At 54.0% G+C, this 15,544-nt stretch carries 15 protein-coding genes; 9 read left to right on the top strand and 6 right to left on the bottom strand.

Going from position 1 to position 15,544, the window contains the following annotated elements:
- Positions 1–108: 108 nt before the first annotated feature.
- The 4 genes from ABK821_RS15080 to ABK821_RS15095 form a co-directional block, all read right to left on the bottom strand.
- On the bottom strand, positions 109–1,704 hold the full coding sequence (locus ABK821_RS15080; protein ID WP_343178066.1) for an altronate dehydratase family protein: 1,596 nt from the start codon (positions 1,702–1,704) through the stop codon (positions 109–111).
- 34 nt (positions 1,705–1,738) lie between these two features.
- Entirely contained in the window at positions 1,739–3,049 is a 1,311-nt protein-coding gene (locus ABK821_RS15085; RefSeq protein WP_138359678.1) for an MFS transporter, read from the bottom strand.
- 18 nt (positions 3,050–3,067) lie between these two features.
- Positions 3,068–3,967, bottom strand: a complete 900-nt coding sequence (locus ABK821_RS15090; RefSeq protein WP_138359324.1) for a dihydrodipicolinate synthase family protein — start codon at positions 3,965–3,967, stop codon at positions 3,068–3,070.
- A gap of 366 nt (positions 3,968–4,333) precedes the next feature.
- The gene (locus tag ABK821_RS15095; protein ID WP_138359322.1) at positions 4,334–5,101 is read right to left on the bottom strand and encodes an IclR family transcriptional regulator; all 768 of its coding nucleotides are present in this window, start codon (positions 5,099–5,101) and stop codon (positions 4,334–4,336) included.
- A 266-nt stretch (positions 5,102–5,367) separates the two neighbouring features.
- On the opposite strand from ABK821_RS15095, the gene ugpB reads away from it, so the two are divergent.
- From ugpB to ugpQ, 5 genes are all read left to right on the top strand, one after another.
- Complete coding sequence (ugpB, locus tag ABK821_RS15100; protein WP_138359320.1) at positions 5,368–6,684, top strand: sn-glycerol-3-phosphate ABC transporter substrate-binding protein UgpB; 1,317 nt, start codon at positions 5,368–5,370, stop codon at positions 6,682–6,684.
- Between the two features lie 96 nt (positions 6,685–6,780).
- Entirely contained in the window at positions 6,781–7,668 is an 888-nt protein-coding gene (gene ugpA, locus ABK821_RS15105) for a sn-glycerol-3-phosphate ABC transporter permease UgpA (RefSeq protein WP_138359318.1), read from the top strand.
- On the top strand, positions 7,665–8,510 hold the full coding sequence (gene ugpE, locus ABK821_RS15110; protein ID WP_138359316.1) for a sn-glycerol-3-phosphate ABC transporter permease UgpE: 846 nt from the start codon (positions 7,665–7,667) through the stop codon (positions 8,508–8,510). Before ugpA ends, ugpE begins: the two co-directional genes overlap by 4 nt.
- 8 nt (positions 8,511–8,518) lie before the next feature.
- Entirely contained in the window at positions 8,519–9,589 is a 1,071-nt protein-coding gene (locus tag ABK821_RS15115; RefSeq protein ID WP_343178065.1) for a sn-glycerol-3-phosphate import ATP-binding protein UgpC, read from the top strand.
- Complete coding sequence (ugpQ, locus tag ABK821_RS15120; protein ID WP_138359312.1) at positions 9,586–10,326, top strand: glycerophosphodiester phosphodiesterase; 741 nt, start codon at positions 9,586–9,588, stop codon at positions 10,324–10,326. Before ABK821_RS15115 ends, ugpQ begins: the two co-directional genes overlap by 4 nt.
- A 51-nt stretch (positions 10,327–10,377) precedes the next feature.
- On the opposite strand, the gene ABK821_RS15125 is transcribed toward ugpQ, so the two are convergent.
- The gene (locus ABK821_RS15125) at positions 10,378–10,656 is read right to left on the bottom strand and encodes a DUF2756 domain-containing protein (protein WP_138359310.1); all 279 of its coding nucleotides are present in this window, start codon (positions 10,654–10,656) and stop codon (positions 10,378–10,380) included.
- Between the two features lie 121 nt (positions 10,657–10,777).
- Here ABK821_RS15125 and ggt point away from each other — a divergent pair, with 121 nt between their 5' ends.
- Positions 10,778–12,520 carry a gamma-glutamyltransferase gene (ggt, locus tag ABK821_RS15130; protein WP_308561607.1) on the top strand — a complete coding sequence of 581 codons (1,743 nt, stop codon included), beginning with the start codon at positions 10,778–10,780 and terminating at the stop codon, positions 12,518–12,520.
- An 86-nt stretch (positions 12,521–12,606) separates the two neighbouring features.
- On the opposite strand, the gene yhhY is transcribed toward ggt, so the two are convergent.
- Entirely contained in the window at positions 12,607–13,095 is a 489-nt protein-coding gene (gene yhhY / locus ABK821_RS15135) for an N-acetyltransferase (RefSeq protein ID WP_138359306.1), read from the bottom strand.
- Between the two features lie 257 nt (positions 13,096–13,352).
- Between yhhY and ABK821_RS15140 the strand changes: the two genes are divergently transcribed.
- The 3 genes from ABK821_RS15140 to gntR all read left to right on the top strand — a co-directional run bounded on the left by ABK821_RS15140 (position 13,353) and on the right by gntR (position 15,463).
- Positions 13,353–13,595: a hypothetical protein gene (locus ABK821_RS15140; protein WP_343178063.1), complete on the top strand. Its 243-nt coding sequence runs from the start codon at positions 13,353–13,355 to the stop codon at positions 13,593–13,595.
- Between the two features lie 83 nt (positions 13,596–13,678).
- Positions 13,679–14,374, top strand: coding sequence for a quercetin 2,3-dioxygenase (yhhW, locus tag ABK821_RS15145; RefSeq protein ID WP_138359304.1), 696 nt, complete (start codon positions 13,679–13,681; stop codon positions 14,372–14,374).
- 93 nt (positions 14,375–14,467) lie between these two features.
- Positions 14,468–15,463, top strand: a complete 996-nt coding sequence (gntR, locus tag ABK821_RS15150) for a gluconate operon transcriptional repressor GntR (RefSeq protein WP_138359302.1) — start codon at positions 14,468–14,470, stop codon at positions 15,461–15,463.
- Positions 15,464–15,544 lie beyond the last annotated feature (81 nt).

The following is a 15,544-nucleotide window of genomic DNA, read 5'->3' on the forward strand; positions in this document are numbered from 1 at the left end:
ATGGGTTTTCGTAGGCCCGCGCAAGCGAAGCGCCGCCGGGCAATTCCGGAAAAACGCACTTTGTCATCAATCTGACGCCCGCCTTCTGGCGGGCGTTTTGCCCGATGCCTACAGTTCCAGAGAGCGTTTCCATAACATAAAATCAAACTGTTCGAGCGCATCCGCTTTGGTTCGCCAGCGTCCGCTGGCGGTGGCGATGATTTTTTCGAACAAGCCGTCGGCGATTTCTGCCAGCGGCGTGCCCTCAATAATAGGCCCGCAGTCATAATCGATAATATCCGGCATCTTTTTCGCGAGAGCCGAGTTGGTGGAGATTTTGAGTACCGGAACGATTGGGTTCCCTGTTGGCGTGCCTAATCCGGTTGAGAAGATAACGACATTGCATCCCGCAGCAACCAGCCCCGTCACCGCATCCACGTCGTTGCCCGGCGTACATACCAGCGAAAGCCCGCGCTCCGCCATCGGTTCTGCATAGTCGCATACCGCGCTAACCGGTGCTCTGCCGCCTTTTTTCGCTGCACCGGCAGATTTGATGGCGTCGGTGATCAAGCCATCGGCAATATTCCCTGGGCTGGGATTATCAGCGATGGTGGTGCCGAAGAAGTTAGCCACGTGTTCATAGTTTTTCATCAGCGACAGAAACTTCTCTTTTAGATCGCGACTGTTGCAGCGTTGAACGAGATCCCCTTCCGCGCCGCACAGTTCCGGGAACTCCGCCAGCCCGGAAGCGCCGCCCAGAGCGACGAGACGGTCCGAGACCTCACCCATTGCCGGATTCGCGCTGATCCCCGAGAAGCCGTCCGAGGCGCCGCATTTCACGCCGATTTTGAGTTCAGAGAGCGGGACCTCCTGCCGTTCAGCGACGGGCGCTTCGCGAATGGCGTTATAGGTCTCGGTCAATGCATCCTGCATCATTTTTTCTTCGCTGCTCCAGTCCTGCTGCCTGAAGTAGATCACCGGCTTGTTGAACTGCGGGTTGCGTTTCGCGAGCGCCGCTTTGAAATCGACAATACGCGCTTTTTCACAGCCCAGCGCAAAGACCGTTACGCCGAGCACATTAGGATGATCGGCATAGGCGGCCAGGACGTCGCACATGGTCATGCTGTCTGAGGAGGCGCCGCCGCAGCCTGAGTTGACGGTAATACAGCGGATGCCGTCAAGATGAGGGAAGGGGAGATGTCGCTTATCGTCGAAGACATCGGCCGAGGCCACCCGGCGCGCGAAATTTTTCAGGCCGTTATTGGCATAGCCCAGGGCGTCGTTCAGCGCATCGGTGACGCGCTGAACGTTGCGGTTTTCACAGAAAACCAGCGGAATGACCAGCCAGTAATTGGCCGTGGCGACCCGGCCATCTTCACGGACGATTCCCCGAAACGTCCGCGTCTGCCATGCGGAGATATCCGGCTGCTGCCAGTCATAGGGCGCGACGTCATCAAGCGAAACCGGGGCCGCGTAGTGTTTGATATTTTCGGTGGTGACGGCTTCGCCGCGGGCGATAGGCCGCGTTGCTTTGCCTACCGGGACACCGTACAGAGAAACAATATCGCCGGGTTCAATATCCAGGGTGGCGAACTTGTGTTTGGCTTTGACATCGCTACGCAGGAGATACTCTTCATTATTCCAGTTAACCCGCTGGTCTTTGCGTAAGTCTTGCAGCGCAACGATCAAGTTGTCAGTAGGGTCAATTTTTAAGATGGTCTGCATTTTAGTTATCCTTTGTTATCAGCACATCAGAACCTTAGTGATGGGGAACCGCGACGTTACTGGCCGCCTTTCTGCCCGCCAGCGCGGCAATCAGCAATGCGCAGCAGACGGTGATAAGGGACAGGGCGATCAGGCCCGCCGAATCATTGCCAAAGAACGCATCGACTTCAACGCGAATGAGCGGTGCCAGAAAGCTACAAAAAGCGCCCATCGTGGTACAAAAACCGATGCTGGCCGCCAGTGCCGACCCTGACACAATTTGCGCCGGAAAGGTCCAGAAAATCGGTTGTACAGAGAGGAAGCCGATTGCCGAGAGGGAGAGGGCGGCAATGGCCAGTACCGGGCCGGACCAGGCGGAAACGAACAGCCCCAGCGCCGCAGCCAGCATACAAATGACTGAAATCACAACCCGGCGGGTTGGCATTTTGTCCGCCAGACGTGGAATATAATAGACCCCTACTGCGGAACAGGCCCAGGGGATGGCGGCAACTAATGACTCCTTAAAGCCGAGCGTGGATCCCATCAGCGAGGCGACTTGCGAAGGCAGGAAGAACATCAGCCCATAAACGCTGATCTGGATGGTGCCGTAGATCAGCGCCAGGTGCCAGACTTTAAGGCTTTTCAGCGCGGTGATAACGCTGCTGGTTTCGGTCTGTTTCTGCTCCAGTTGAAGCTGCTCAATAAGGGCTTTTTTCTCCTCCTGGTTCAGGAAACGAGCCTGGGCCGGGGTATCGTCAAGCCAGAACCAGGCGAAGATGCCCATGATGACCGCCGGGATCCCTTCGATAAAGAACATCCAGAACCAGCCGGGCTTGCCGAGGAATCCGTGCATTTCCAGAAGCGCGCCGGAGATTGGCGAACCTAAGGTCAATGCCAGGGGAACGCCGAGCACGAAGATGCCGACCACAGATGCCCGAACCTTATTGGGAAAGTAGATCGAGGCCAGTAGCAGAATGCCGGGGTAAAAACCCGCTTCGCCCAGGCCCAGTAAAAAGCGCAGGACAATAAACTGAGTTTCCGTCTGGACCAGGCCGGTGAGCGCAGAGAGTACGCCCCACAGAATGGTGGTGATACTTAACCATTTTTGCGCCCCAATCTTATTCAGGATCAGGTTGGCGGGGATGCCAAACAGCGCATAGGCGGCGAAAAATATTCCCGCGCCGAGGGCAAAGGCGGAACTGGAGAGGCCAATATCGACCTGCATCGCCTCTTTGGCGAATCCCACATTGACCCTGTCGATAAAGGCGATGAAGTATAAAATAAACATCAGTGGCACCAGGCGCTTCCACGATTTCGTAATGGCGGAATTTAATACCGGGTTGTCGTAAGCGGCGATCGTTTTCATCATACCTCCGTGCTGGGGTCAGGCATTAATGGCGATACCAGCACGGGAAAGTATCTGCTGGATACTTGCGGTCTGGCAGGTTGATAGGGGGCTAAAAGGTGGCGTGCAGCGGTCGGACTCAATAATTCCGCGCAGTTGTAACGCTTTTTTGAATGTCGGAATGAACGGATCGTTAACCGCATAAATAGCCATTAAATCATCCACTTTTTGCTGATATAGCGAGATCTGGCGCAGATCGTTATCATTAAATGCCTGCATCCAGTCGCGGAAGATCTCAGGGCAAATATTGGATAAACCGCCAATACAGCCATTCCCTCCGGACAAGACATTGTGGGCAAAGTTATTGTCATAACCGGCATAGACTTCGAAATATGGTCGTTCAGATTTTACCTGGCGAATCACCTGCGAGGTATGACTGGTGTCCGCAACGGTGTCTTTCAGGCCGATAATGTTCGGGAATTCTCTGGCAAGCCGGAGACAGATTTCCGGCGAGACGGAATAGCCGGTGCGCTCCGGAAAGTTATAGATGAAGATTTTTGCGGCAGTTCGGCGCGCTATCTGACTGTAAAATGTATAAATTCCTTCATCAGTCAGGCGGAAGTACCAGGGGCTGATGATCATGACCCCATCAAGTCCGCACTCATCAGCGTAGTTTGCCAGTTCCACGCACTCATCAATATCCATGCGACTGGCGCCCGCATAAGCCTGTATTCCTCCGCGGGGAAATTCCGCCGCGATTTGAATAATCTGACGGGATGTTTTCATATCCAGGGAGAAAAACTCACCGGTGCTGCCCATGACGACAAATCCCGACACGCTATTTTTGATGAAATCGTACAGGCGGAAATTGCCTTCAGGATCCAGTCTTCCACGTTCATCAAAAACGGTTATTGCCGGGGTGATGTAACGACTTTGCATATTTTACCTCTTGCGTTGTTCGTATATACAAATGATGTTTGTATTTTCGATCATGAATAAGTAAACACATGGGGGAATGGGAAGTCAAATGGCGCAAAACGCGGCGGGATAAGTAATTAACTTAATGAATTAATAGATAAATAGACGGGCTGACAAGCAGCCACTACGGGGAATTAAATATTGATATTGTGTGGGTAATCACAATTCCGGCGGGATTGTCGACGAATCCATCTTAAATAATTTGAGTTGCATGACAAAGCGGTCAACCGTTTTGCACAGCGCTTGCGCGGGCCTCGTAGAGGTGAGGCCGTAGGCCGGGTAATCCACAGTCAACGCACAGGCAACGTGAAGGATGACGGGGATTGATCAGTAATTTTTGATATCGGGCAGCTTGTTCAGCACGCTTTCGATACGATTTTTCGCCTCTTGCAACGCATGAGTGACCTGCTGCGTTTTTTCATCGGTGGCGCGGAAAAACGGCAGTGAAACGCTGATCGCGGCCAGAATAATACCTTTCTGCTGCAGAGGAACGGCGAAGCAAATGGTATCGTCGTTGATTTCCCGATCGTCCATGGCATAGCCGTTGGCGGCGACCTGGGTTAACTGCTGACGAAGCTGAGTTATATTGCTGACGCTGCGTGCGGTGACGCGAGGAAAACCTTGCGGATAAAGTTCCAGAATCTCGTCGTCGCGGTGCTTATGTAACAGCGCTTTTCCTAATGCGGAGCAGATTGCCGGAAGGCGGGTACCGACCTTCGATACCAGTTGTACGGTCTGGTCGCCCTGGACTTTATCAACATAGAGCACCCAGGCATCATCAAGAATGCCGAGCTGGCAAACCTCATTGCATTCATTGACCACCGCCTGCATTTCGCTGTTGATCATTTTAAGCCAGAACTCTTTTTCCACCGTTGAACTGGCCAGAACCGCGCATGAGATGCCCAGGGTGTAAATACCGTTGCGATCGTCGTAACTGATATATTTCCGGTATTGTAATGATTTGAGGATGGGAAATATGGTCCCTTTAGAAATGCCCGTTTTCTGCGACAGTTCAGAGAGCGTCATCCCCTCCGCGTTGGCTAATGTTTCCAGAATGAGTAAGACACGCTCGGTAGGTTTATGAAGCGCCTTCATATTTTTCCTTGTGACGGTTCGCCGGAGAGAACGTTTTAACAACCCCTATTTAACTACAGATCCTCATTTATCTGTAGTCCGCACAGCGTCTCTTTTTCACTTTGCCATTTATCGGCCCTTTTTCACTGTTTCATCACCATTTTGCCAATTAGCCGTAATGCTATTGTAATAAAACAGTTATTTTTCTGTCATTCGAGCGTGTCATGTTACTCCCGCGAACATAAAACGCGTGAAATCGCGCATTTGAAACACAAGAGAGATAACCGATGATATCGTTACGACATACAGCTTTAGGGCTGGCGCTTAGCCTGGCATTTGCCGGTCAAGCGCTGGCGGTAACCACTATTCCTTTCTGGCACTCAATGGAAGGGGAACTGGGGAAAGAAGTTGATTCACTGGCGCAACGTTTCAACGCAGCCAACCCGGACTACAAAATTGTTCCGGTGTACAAAGGCAACTATGAACAGAGCCTGAGCGCAGGCATCGCCGCCTTCCGTACCGGTAACGCGCCGGCTATTTTGCAGGTTTATGAAGTCGGCACTGCGACGATGATGGCGTCCAAAGCGATTAAGCCGGTTTATCAGGTATTCAGCGATGCGGGCATCAAGTTTGATGAGTCGCAGTTCGTGCCGACCGTTTCCGGCTATTACACCGATTCCAAAACCGGCCATCTGCTCTCTCAGCCGTTTAACAGCTCCACGCCGGTGCTGTATTACAACAAAGACGCCTTCAAAAAAGCCGGATTAGATCCGAACCAGCCGCCGAAAACCTGGCAGGATCTTGCGGCGTACAGCGCGAAGCTGAAAGCCGCCGGAATGAAGTGCGGTTACGCCAGCGGCTGGCAGGGCTGGATTCAAATTGAAAACTTCAGCGCCTGGAACGGGCTGCCGGTCGCCACCAAAAACAACGGCTTCGACGGTACGGATGCGGTGCTGGAATTCAACAAGCCAGTGCAGGTGAAGCATATCGCCCTGCTTGAAGCGATGAACAAGAAGGGCGATTTTAGCTACTACGGGCGTAAAGATGAGTCTACCGAGAAGTTCTATAACGGCGACTGCGCGATGACCACTGCCTCTTCCGGTTCGCTGGCCGATATCCGTCAGTACGCTAAGTTCAACTATGGCGTGGGTATGATGCCCTACGACGCCGACGTGAAGGGCGCGCCGCAAAACGCCATTATCGGCGGGGCCAGCCTGTGGGTGATGAAGGGTAAAGATAACGCCACTTATACCGGCGTCGCCAAATTCCTCGATTTCCTGACCAAACCGGAAATTGCCGCCGAATGGCACCAGAAAACCGGTTATCTGCCGATTACCACCGCCGCTTATAACCTGACCCGCGAGCAGGGCTTCTACGATAAGAATCCTGGCGCTGATATCGCGACGCGGCAGATGTTGAACAAGCCGCCGTTACCGTTCACCAAAGGCCTGCGCCTGGGCAATATGCCGCAGATCCGCACCGTCGTGGATGAGGAACTGGAAAGCGTATGGACCGGTAAAAAAACGCCTCAACAGGCGCTGGATTCCGCCGTTGAGCGCGGTAATCAACTGCTGCGCCGTTTTGAGCAGTCGACGAAGTCTTAACAAAATGCCCGGTGGCGCTACGCTTACCGGGCCTACAAGACCGTAGGCCGGGTAAGGCGAAGCCGCCACCCGGCGCTGTTCAGGAACCAAACGCTTATGTCATCATCCCGTCCGGTATTCCGCTCTCGTTGGCTACCATATTTGCTGGTCGCGCCACAGCTGGCGATTACCGTCATCTTCTTTATCTGGCCCGCGGGCGAAGCGCTGTGGTATTCCCTGCAGAATGTCGATCCATTTGGGCTCTCCAGCCAGTTTGTCGGCCTGGCTAACTTTTTCGCGTTGTTCCATGACCCGTACTACCTGGATTCTTTCTGGACCACGATTAAATTCAGCACGCTGGTCACTTTCAGCGGGCTGCTGATCTCGCTGTTTTTCGCCGCGCTGGTGGATTATGTGGTGCGCGGCAGCCGTTTTTATCAGACGCTGATGCTGCTGCCTTATGCCGTGGCGCCTGCGGTCGCCGCCGTGCTGTGGATTTTTCTGTTTAACCCAGGCCGCGGGCTGATTACGCATTTTCTCGCCGAACTAGGCTATGACTGGAACCATGCGCAGAACAGCGGCCAGGCAATGTTCCTCGTGGTCTTCGCCTCGGTATGGAAGCAGATTAGTTACAACTTCCTGTTCTTTTTCGCCGCGCTGCAATCCATCCCGCGCTCGCTGGTGGAAGCTGCCGCGATCGACGGCGCCGGGCCGGTTCGCCGCTTCTTCAGGCTGTCGCTGCCGCTGATTGCGCCGGTGAGCTTTTTCCTGCTGGTGGTTAATCTGGTATACGCCTTCTTTGATACCTTCCCGGTGATTGATGCCGCTACCGGCGGCGGACCGGTGCAGGCAACGACGACGCTGATTTATAAAATCTATCGCGAAGGTTTTGCCGGACTCGATCTTTCCGCTTCCGCCGCCCAGTCGGTGGTGCTGATGTTCCTCGTCATTATTCTGACGGTGGTGCAGTTCCGCTATGTTGAAAGTAAGGTGCGCTACCAATGATTGAGAACCGTCGCGGGCTGACGATTTTCAGCCACACTATGTTGATTTTAGGCATTGCCGTCATTCTGTTCCCGCTGTACGTCGCCTTTGTTGCCGCGACCCTGGATGGTAAAGCGGTCTTTGAAACGCCGATGACGTTGATTCCCGGCGCGCATCTGCTCGACAACATAAAAAACATCTGGCTGAACGGCGTGGCGGCCAACAGTGCGCCGTTCTGGCTGATGTTACTCAACAGCTTCATCATGGCATTGGGTATTACGTCAGGCAAAATCGCGGTATCGATGCTCTCCGCGTTCGCCATCGTCTGGTTCCGCTTTCCACTGCGCAACCTGTTCTTCTGGATGATCTTTATTACCCTGATGCTGCCGGTTGAGGTGCGCATTTTCCCGACCGTGGAAGTGATCGCCAACCTGAAAATGCTCGACAGCTATGCCGGACTCACGCTGCCGCTGATGGCTTCGGCGACCGCCACCTTCCTGTTCCGCCAGTTCTTTATGACGTTGCCGGATGAGCTGATTGAAGCCGCGCGTATCGATGGCGCGTCACCGATGCGCTTCTTCCGCGATATCGTACTGCCGCTGTCGAAAACCAATCTTGCGGCGCTGTTCGTCATCACCTTTATCTACGGCTGGAACCAGTATCTGTGGCCGCTGCTGATTATTCAGGATGTGAACCTCGGTACTGCGGTGGCGGGCATTAAAGGGATGATCGCATTTGGTGAAGGCACCACCCAGTGGAACCTGGTGATGGCGGCGATGCTGCTCACGCTGATTCCCCCGGTGGTCATCGTTTTAGCCATGCAGCGGGCGTTTGTGCGCGGCCTGGTGGACAGTGAGAAGTAGGAAATTTTATGGCTGGTTTAAAATTACAGGCAGTAACCAAAAGCTGGGATGCTAAAACCCAGGTGATCCAACCGTTGACGCTGGACGTCGCGGACGGCGAATTTATTGTGATGGTTGGGCCATCCGGCTGCGGTAAATCGACACTGCTGCGCATGGTGGCCGGGCTTGAGCGGGTCACCAGCGGCGATATCTGGATTGACCGCCAGCGCGTCACCGAAATGGAACCGAAAGATCGCGGCATTGCGATGGTGTTCCAGAACTACGCCCTCTATCCGCATATGAGCGTGGAAGAGAATATGGCCTGGGGGCTGAAAATCCGCGGCATGGGCAAAGGGCTGATTGCCGAGCGCGTCAGGGAAGCGGCGCGGATCCTCGAACTGGACGGTTTGTTAACGCGTCGCCCGCGTGAACTCTCCGGCGGTCAGCGTCAGCGTGTGGCGATGGGACGGGCGATTGTACGCGATCCGGCAGTGTTCCTGTTTGATGAGCCGCTCTCCAACCTTGATGCCAAACTGCGCGTGCAGATGCGCCTTGAACTGCAACAGCTACACTGTCGTCTGAATACCACTTCGCTGTACGTAACCCACGATCAGGTCGAGGCGATGACCCTCGCGCAGCGAGTGATGGTGATGAATAAAGGCATCGCTGAACAGATTGGTACGCCGGTCGACGTGTACGAAAAACCGGCCAGCCGCTTTGTGGCAAGCTTTATCGGCAGCCCGGCAATGAATCTGCTGGAAGGCCGGGTCAGCGACGATGGCAGCCGCTTTGAGCTTGAGGGGGGCGTCTGCTTGCCAATGAATAACGCGCATCGCCGCTACGCCGGGCGTAAGATGACGCTGGGTATCCGCCCGGAACATTTTGCATTAAGCTCTCAGGCGGAAGGTGGCGTACCGTTGGTTATGGATACGCTGGAGATTTTAGGTGCTGATAACCTTGCCCACGGGCGGTGGGGCGAGCAGAAGCTGGTGGTTCGGCTGCCGCACCAGCAGCGTCCTCAGGCTGGCTATACGCTGTGGCTGCATTTGCCGCAGAATCATTTGCACCTCTTTGATAGTGAGACAGGACGACGCGTATGAGTCACTGGCCTTATCCCTCAATTGTTGCCCATCGCGGCGGCGGTAAACTGGCCCCGGAAAATACTCTGGCGGCCATCGATACCGGTGCGCGTTATGGCCATACGATGATTGAGTTTGACGCTAAGTTATCGAAAGACGGGCAGATTTTTTTATTGCACGACGACAACCTCGAACGCACCAGCAACGGCTGGGGCGTGGCGGGCGAGCTGGCGTGGAGCGATCTGCAAAAAGTGGATGCCGGGAGCTGGTACAGCGGTGAATTCCAGGGCGAGCCGCTGCCGTTGCTGAGTGACGTTGCCGCGCGTTGCCGACAGTACGGTATGATGGCGAATATCGAAATTAAACCGACCACCGGCACCGGTCCGCTGACCGGTAAAATGGTGGCGCTGGCGGCCCGTGAGCTCTGGCAGGGAATGACGCCGCCGCTGCTCTCATCGTTTGATATAGATGCACTGGAAGCGGCGCAGGAAGCGACGCCCGAGCTGCCGCGCGGGCTGTTGGTAGATGCGTGGCGTGATGACTGGCGCGAACTGACGGCTCGCCTTGGCTGCGTCTCTCTCCATCTTAATCACAAGCTGTTGGATGAAACGCGCGTAGCGAGCCTGAAGGCGGCGGGTTTATATATTCTCGTCTATACCGTCAATAAACCGCAGCGTGCCGCCGAACTGCTACGCTGGGGCGTGGATAGCATCTGTACCGATGCGATTGACGTTATCGGCCCCCGGTTTTCAGCGTAATCTGTAGCAGACGGCCCTGATGGGGACGTCTGCCGCAGCAACGTTTCCTCGCTATTGTTCGGTATTCACATTGTTATTCTGCTGTATTCGCCGCTGATTGTTATTCAGTTGCGTCTGTAGATGCTGCTGCTGCGTGCGCGTCTGGCTCTGTATATCCTGTTTTAGTTTGTTTTGTTGCTGCATTTGCTGCGTCTGCATCTGGTTTAGCATCCGCTGCTGGCTGGGTATCACGTATCCTGGCTGATTAGGATTGTTATTGTTATTACTATTGAGCGGCTGCGCTAAAGCGCTCAGCGGGATCAGCGCCGCCAGATATAAAATGGCTTTCATGATTATCTCCTCCCTTGTGTGGGATCGTTTTAGTTTACCTTCTTTCCGCTACCACAATGATCTTTTAGGATTTATCGACCACTATTATGCTGGGGTAACAACACATTTCGGGAGTATGGCAATGATAAAAACAACGCTCTGGCGTCAGGTGGTCATCGCTGTTTTACTGGCATGCGGGAGTTTTAGCGTCGCGGCTAATCCCGTCCCGCCTCCGGTTTCTTATGGTGTAGAGGAGGATATTTTTCATCCGGTTCGCGCTCATCAGGGGATGGTGGCTTCGGTGGACGCGCTGGCAACAAAGGTCGGCGTGGATATTCTGCGCCAGGGCGGCAACGCGGTGGATGCCGCCGTGGCAGTGGGCTATGCGCTGGCGGTGACGCATCCGCAGGCCGGTAATATCGGTGGTGGCGGTTTTATGATGCTGCGCACTAAAGACGGTCATACGACGGCGATCGACTTCCGTGAGATGGCTCCGGCGCAGGCCACCCGCGATATGTTCCTTGACGATCAGGGTAATCCGGACAGCAAGAAATCGCTGACTTCGCACCTGGCCTCCGGTACGCCGGGCACCGTTGCCGGCTTCTCCCTGGCGCTGGAGAAATACGGCACGATGCCGCTTAACAAGGTGATTCGCCCGGCGATTAAGCTGGCGGAGGAAGGATTTATCGTCAACGATGCGCTGGCTGATGATTTGAAAACCTACGGGAGCGAAGTAATCCCCGACCACGCCAATAGTCGCGCTATTTTCTGGAAAAACGGCGAACCGCTGAAAAAGGGTGACAGGCTTGTGCAAAAACAGCTGGGCAAGAGTCTGGAACTGATTGCCGAGCATGGCCCCGACGCCTTCTATAAAGGTGCTATCGCGCAGCAGATTGCTGATGAGATGAAGAATAACGGCGGGCTGATCACCAAAGCGGATCTGGCGAATTACAAAGCGGTTGAACGCACGCCGATTAGCGGTGAATACCGCGGCTATCAGATCTTTTCCATGCCTCCGCCCTCGTCCGGCGGGATTCATATCGTGCAGATCCTCAATATTCTGGAAAACTTCGATATGCATAAGTTCGGCTTCGGCAGCGCTGATGCCATGCAGGTGATGGCGGAAGCGGAAAAACATGCTTATGCCGACCGTTCGGAATATCTTGGCGATCCGGATTTCGTCAACGTGCCGTGGCAGGCGCTGACCAGCAAAGCGTACGCCAAAGCCATTGCCGAACAGATCGATATCAACAAAGCGAAACCGTCGAGTCAGATTCGCCCCGGCAAGCTGGCGCCCTACGAAAGCAATCAGACCACGCATTTCTCGGTGGTGGATAAGGACGGTAATGCCGTCGCGGTAACGTATACGCTGAATACAATCTTTGGCACTGGTATCGTCGCGGGGAATTCCGGTATTTTGCTGAATAACCAGATGGATGACTTTTCCGCTAAACCCGGCGTGCCGAACGTCTATGGTCTGGTTGGCGGTGACGCCAACGCCGTCGAGCCAAAAAAACGTCCGCTGTCGTCCATGTCGCCGACCATTGTGGTGAAAGACGGCAAGACCTGGCTGGTGACCGGCAGTCCCGGCGGCAGTCGTATCATCACCACTGTGCTGCAGATGATAGTGAATACTATCGACTTCGGTATGAATGTCGCGGAAGCAACCAATGCACCGCGCTTCCATCATCAATGGCTGCCGGATGAACTGCGGGTGGAGAAGGGATTTAGCCCGGATACGCTGAAGCTGCTGGAGGACAAAGGGCAGAAAGTGGCGGTAAAAGCGGCGATGGGCAGCACGCAGAGTATTATGATTGGCCCGGATGGCACGCTGTATGGCGCGTCCGATCCGCGTTCGCCGGATGATTTAACGGCCGGGTACTGATTTATAGGCCGGGCGGCATTGCGTTAGCCCGGCTCACGAGAGCGTAGATCCGGTAAGCGTAGCGCCACCGGGAAATTCCTTAAAGATTACTTCAGCCGCGCCATAAAGTACGCATCCACATACTCGCCGTTACGCAGGGCGAATCGCTTGCCGGTGCCTTCCACAACAAAGCCAAATTTGCGGTAAAGCGCTATAGCGGCGGAATTGTCGGTAAATACGGTTAACTCAATGCGTTCGATACGCAACCAGTTATCGCACAGGTTAACCATTTCGCGCATCAGCGCGCTGCCAACGCCGCGACCGTGCGCCTGGGATGCCACGCTAATGCCGAAGGTCGCTACGTGGCTGCGACGAGGATTTGGCTCCACGCTGAGCACCACATGGCCGACAACTTGTTCGTTGATAGTGGCCACCAGATGACGTCTGCCGGGCCTGGGTTGCAGGCGTTCCTGCCACATTTCCATCGCCGGATGGGGGAGCTGTAGCGTGTCGTGATAGACCTCCGGATGCGCAGTTAACTGACGTAAAGGTTCAGCATCGCGTGGTTCGGCATGGCGTATCACTATGTCACTCATTCTTCTTATCCTTAGTGGGTTGCAAGTCCCTTTCAACATCTCTGACGGTAAAAAAATCGTCAACGACTATTTTTTGTAAAAAAAGAGTAGACAAGTGCGAATGAGAATGATTATTATTGCTTTGCATTCAGGGAGACCCTTGCGGAAAGCCTGAAAGCACGACATTGCTCACATTGCTTCCAGTATTACTTTAGCCAGCCGGGTGCTGGCTTTTTTTTGTTCTTTTTCTGCAGCACTGGAAGTCGGGTTACCTCTTCATGCCTGAGGTTTGTACCATCTTTCTCTCTGCGATTTCGGCTGTACAGCCCACGGTATTACGCTTTTCGGCAACCGGCGGCAACCTTATCTCTGACGTAAGCTACGTCAATGAATCTGAAGTTATGATACCTTCTGATGCGCAGGAAGAGCCAGAAATATGCGTCTGTGCTGCCATTGAATACCACCATATTCCTTACCAGATAAGCGACCTGGGTATCTCCTTACTTATTCATATTTTTTGAACAGAGGAGTCAATTTTCACCCTCTATGATTGTTTAACGATCGCGTCCACACTTACTCCATCGAAAACATATGGGGGTGCAATATGATCTATTTACGCAAAGCTAACGAACGTGGCCACGCTAACCACGGCTGGCTGGATTCCTGGCATACGTTCTCTTTCGCTAACTATTACGATCCGAACTTTATGGGCTTTTCAGCGCTGCGCGTTATCAATGATGACGTGATTGACGCGGGCCAGGGCTTCGGTACGCATCCGCACAAGGATATGGAAATCCTGACCTATGTGCTGGAAGGGGCCGTTGAGCACCAGGATAGCATGGGCAACAAAGAGCAGGTTCCGGCGGGCGAGTTCCAGATCATGAGTGCAGGAACTGGGATCCGTCACTCTGAGTACAACCCAAGCGACACGGAAAAATTGCATCTGTACCAGATCTGGATCATTCCGGAAAAAAATGGCATCACTCCGCGCTATGAACAGCGGCGCTTTGACGCTGTACAGGGCAAACAGCTGGTATTGTCGCCGGATGCCCGCGACGGTTCGCTGAAGGTGTTTCAGGATATGGAGTTGTATCGCTGGGCGTTGCTGAAAGACGAACAGTCGGTACACCAGATTGCCGCCGATCGCCGGGTATGGATCCAGGTGGTAAAAGGTGACGTGACTATTAATGGAACAAAAGCCACTACCAGCGATGGTCTGGCGATTTGGGATGAGCAGGCGATCTCCGTACATGCCGACAGCGATAGCGAGATTCTGCTGTTCGACCTGCCGCCGGTATAAATAATTTAATCAACCTTTCCTAAGGATCAGGAAAGGTTGAGCTTTGTCCGTGATAAACTGGGAAAATGTCTCCCATTTATCACAGTCAGGACGATGAAAAAGAAAAGACCCGTACTTCAGGATGTCGCCGATCTTGTCGGCGTGACCAAAATGACGGTCAGCCGCTACTTACGTAACCCGGAACAGGTTTCCGAAGCGCTGCGTGGCAAGATTGCCGTTGCTCTCGATGAACTGGGTTATATTCCGAATCGCGCGCCTGACATCCTTTCCAATGCAACCAGCCGCGCCATTGGCGTGCTGTTGCCCTCGCTAACGAATCAGGTATTTTCGGAAGTGCTGCGCGGCATTGAAAGCGTGACCGACGCTTTCGGCTACCAGACCATGCTGGCGCACTATGGTTATAAGCCGGATATGGAAGAAAAACGCCTGGAATCGATGCTCTCATGGAACATCGATGGCCTGATCCTCACCGAACGAACCCATACGCCACGTACCCTGAAGATGATTGAAGTGGCGGGTATCCCGGTGGTTGAACTGATGGACAGTAAGTCGCCGTGTCTCGATATTGCCGTCGGTTTTGATAACTTTGAAGCGGCGCGCCAGATGACCGCGGCGATAATCAACCGTGGCCACCGTCACGTTGCCTATCTGGGCGCGCGCCTTGATGAACGTACCATCATCAAACAGAAAGGGTATGAGCAGGCAATGCTTGATGCCGGGATGACGCCCTACAGCGTGATGGTCGAGCAGTCTTCGTCTTATTCCTCGGGGATTGAGCTGATGCGTCAGGCGCGCCGCGAATATCCGCAGCTTGACGGCATCTTCTGCACCAACGACGACCTTGCGGTCGGCGCTGCATTCGAGTGTCAGCGCCTGGGGCTGAGGATCCCTGACGACATGGCGATCGCCGGTTTCCACGGCCATGATATCGGCCAGGTGATGGAGCCGCGTCTGGCCAGCGTCCTCACGCCGCGTGAACGAATGGGGCGGATTGGCGCTGAACGTTTGCTGGCGCGTATTCGCGGTGAAGTGGTTACGCCAGAGATGTTAGATTTAGGTTTCACATTGTCACCAGGCGGATCTATTTAAACTGACAAATTTGAAGTAGATCACACATATTCACATCTGACAGCAATGGTTATTGCTTCTCCACATCGTCGGCATGACAAT

Source organism: Klebsiella sp. KE9456 (assembly GCF_043832615.1).
GTDB classification, from domain to species: Bacteria; Pseudomonadota; Gammaproteobacteria; order Enterobacterales; family Enterobacteriaceae; genus Klebsiella; species Klebsiella indica.

Coding starts and splice junctions, on each gene's coding strand:
- ABK821_RS15080 (WP_343178066.1), bottom strand. CDS start 1,704: ATGCAGACCATCTTAAAAATTGACCCTACTGACAACTTGATCGTTGCG.
- ABK821_RS15085 (WP_138359678.1), bottom strand. CDS start 3,049: ATGAAAACGATCGCCGCTTACGACAACCCGGTATTAAATTCCGCCATT.
- ABK821_RS15090 (WP_138359324.1), bottom strand. CDS start 3,967: ATGCAAAGTCGTTACATCACCCCGGCAATAACCGTTTTTGATGAACGT.
- ABK821_RS15095 (WP_138359322.1), bottom strand. CDS start 5,101: ATGAAGGCGCTTCATAAACCTACCGAGCGTGTCTTACTCATTCTGGAA.
- ugpB (WP_138359320.1), top strand. CDS start 5,368: ATGATATCGTTACGACATACAGCTTTAGGGCTGGCGCTTAGCCTGGCA.
- ugpA (WP_138359318.1), top strand. CDS start 6,781: ATGTCATCATCCCGTCCGGTATTCCGCTCTCGTTGGCTACCATATTTG.
- ugpE (WP_138359316.1), top strand. CDS start 7,665: ATGATTGAGAACCGTCGCGGGCTGACGATTTTCAGCCACACTATGTTG.
- ABK821_RS15115 (WP_343178065.1), top strand. CDS start 8,519: ATGGCTGGTTTAAAATTACAGGCAGTAACCAAAAGCTGGGATGCTAAA.
- ugpQ (WP_138359312.1), top strand. CDS start 9,586: ATGAGTCACTGGCCTTATCCCTCAATTGTTGCCCATCGCGGCGGCGGT.
- ABK821_RS15125 (WP_138359310.1), bottom strand. CDS start 10,656: ATGAAAGCCATTTTATATCTGGCGGCGCTGATCCCGCTGAGCGCTTTA.
- ggt (WP_308561607.1), top strand. CDS start 10,778: ATGATAAAAACAACGCTCTGGCGTCAGGTGGTCATCGCTGTTTTACTG.
- yhhY (WP_138359306.1), bottom strand. CDS start 13,095: ATGAGTGACATAGTGATACGCCATGCCGAACCACGCGATGCTGAACCT.
- ABK821_RS15140 (WP_343178063.1), top strand. CDS start 13,353: ATGCCTGAGGTTTGTACCATCTTTCTCTCTGCGATTTCGGCTGTACAG.
- yhhW (WP_138359304.1), top strand. CDS start 13,679: ATGATCTATTTACGCAAAGCTAACGAACGTGGCCACGCTAACCACGGC.
- gntR (WP_138359302.1), top strand. CDS start 14,468: ATGAAAAAGAAAAGACCCGTACTTCAGGATGTCGCCGATCTTGTCGGC.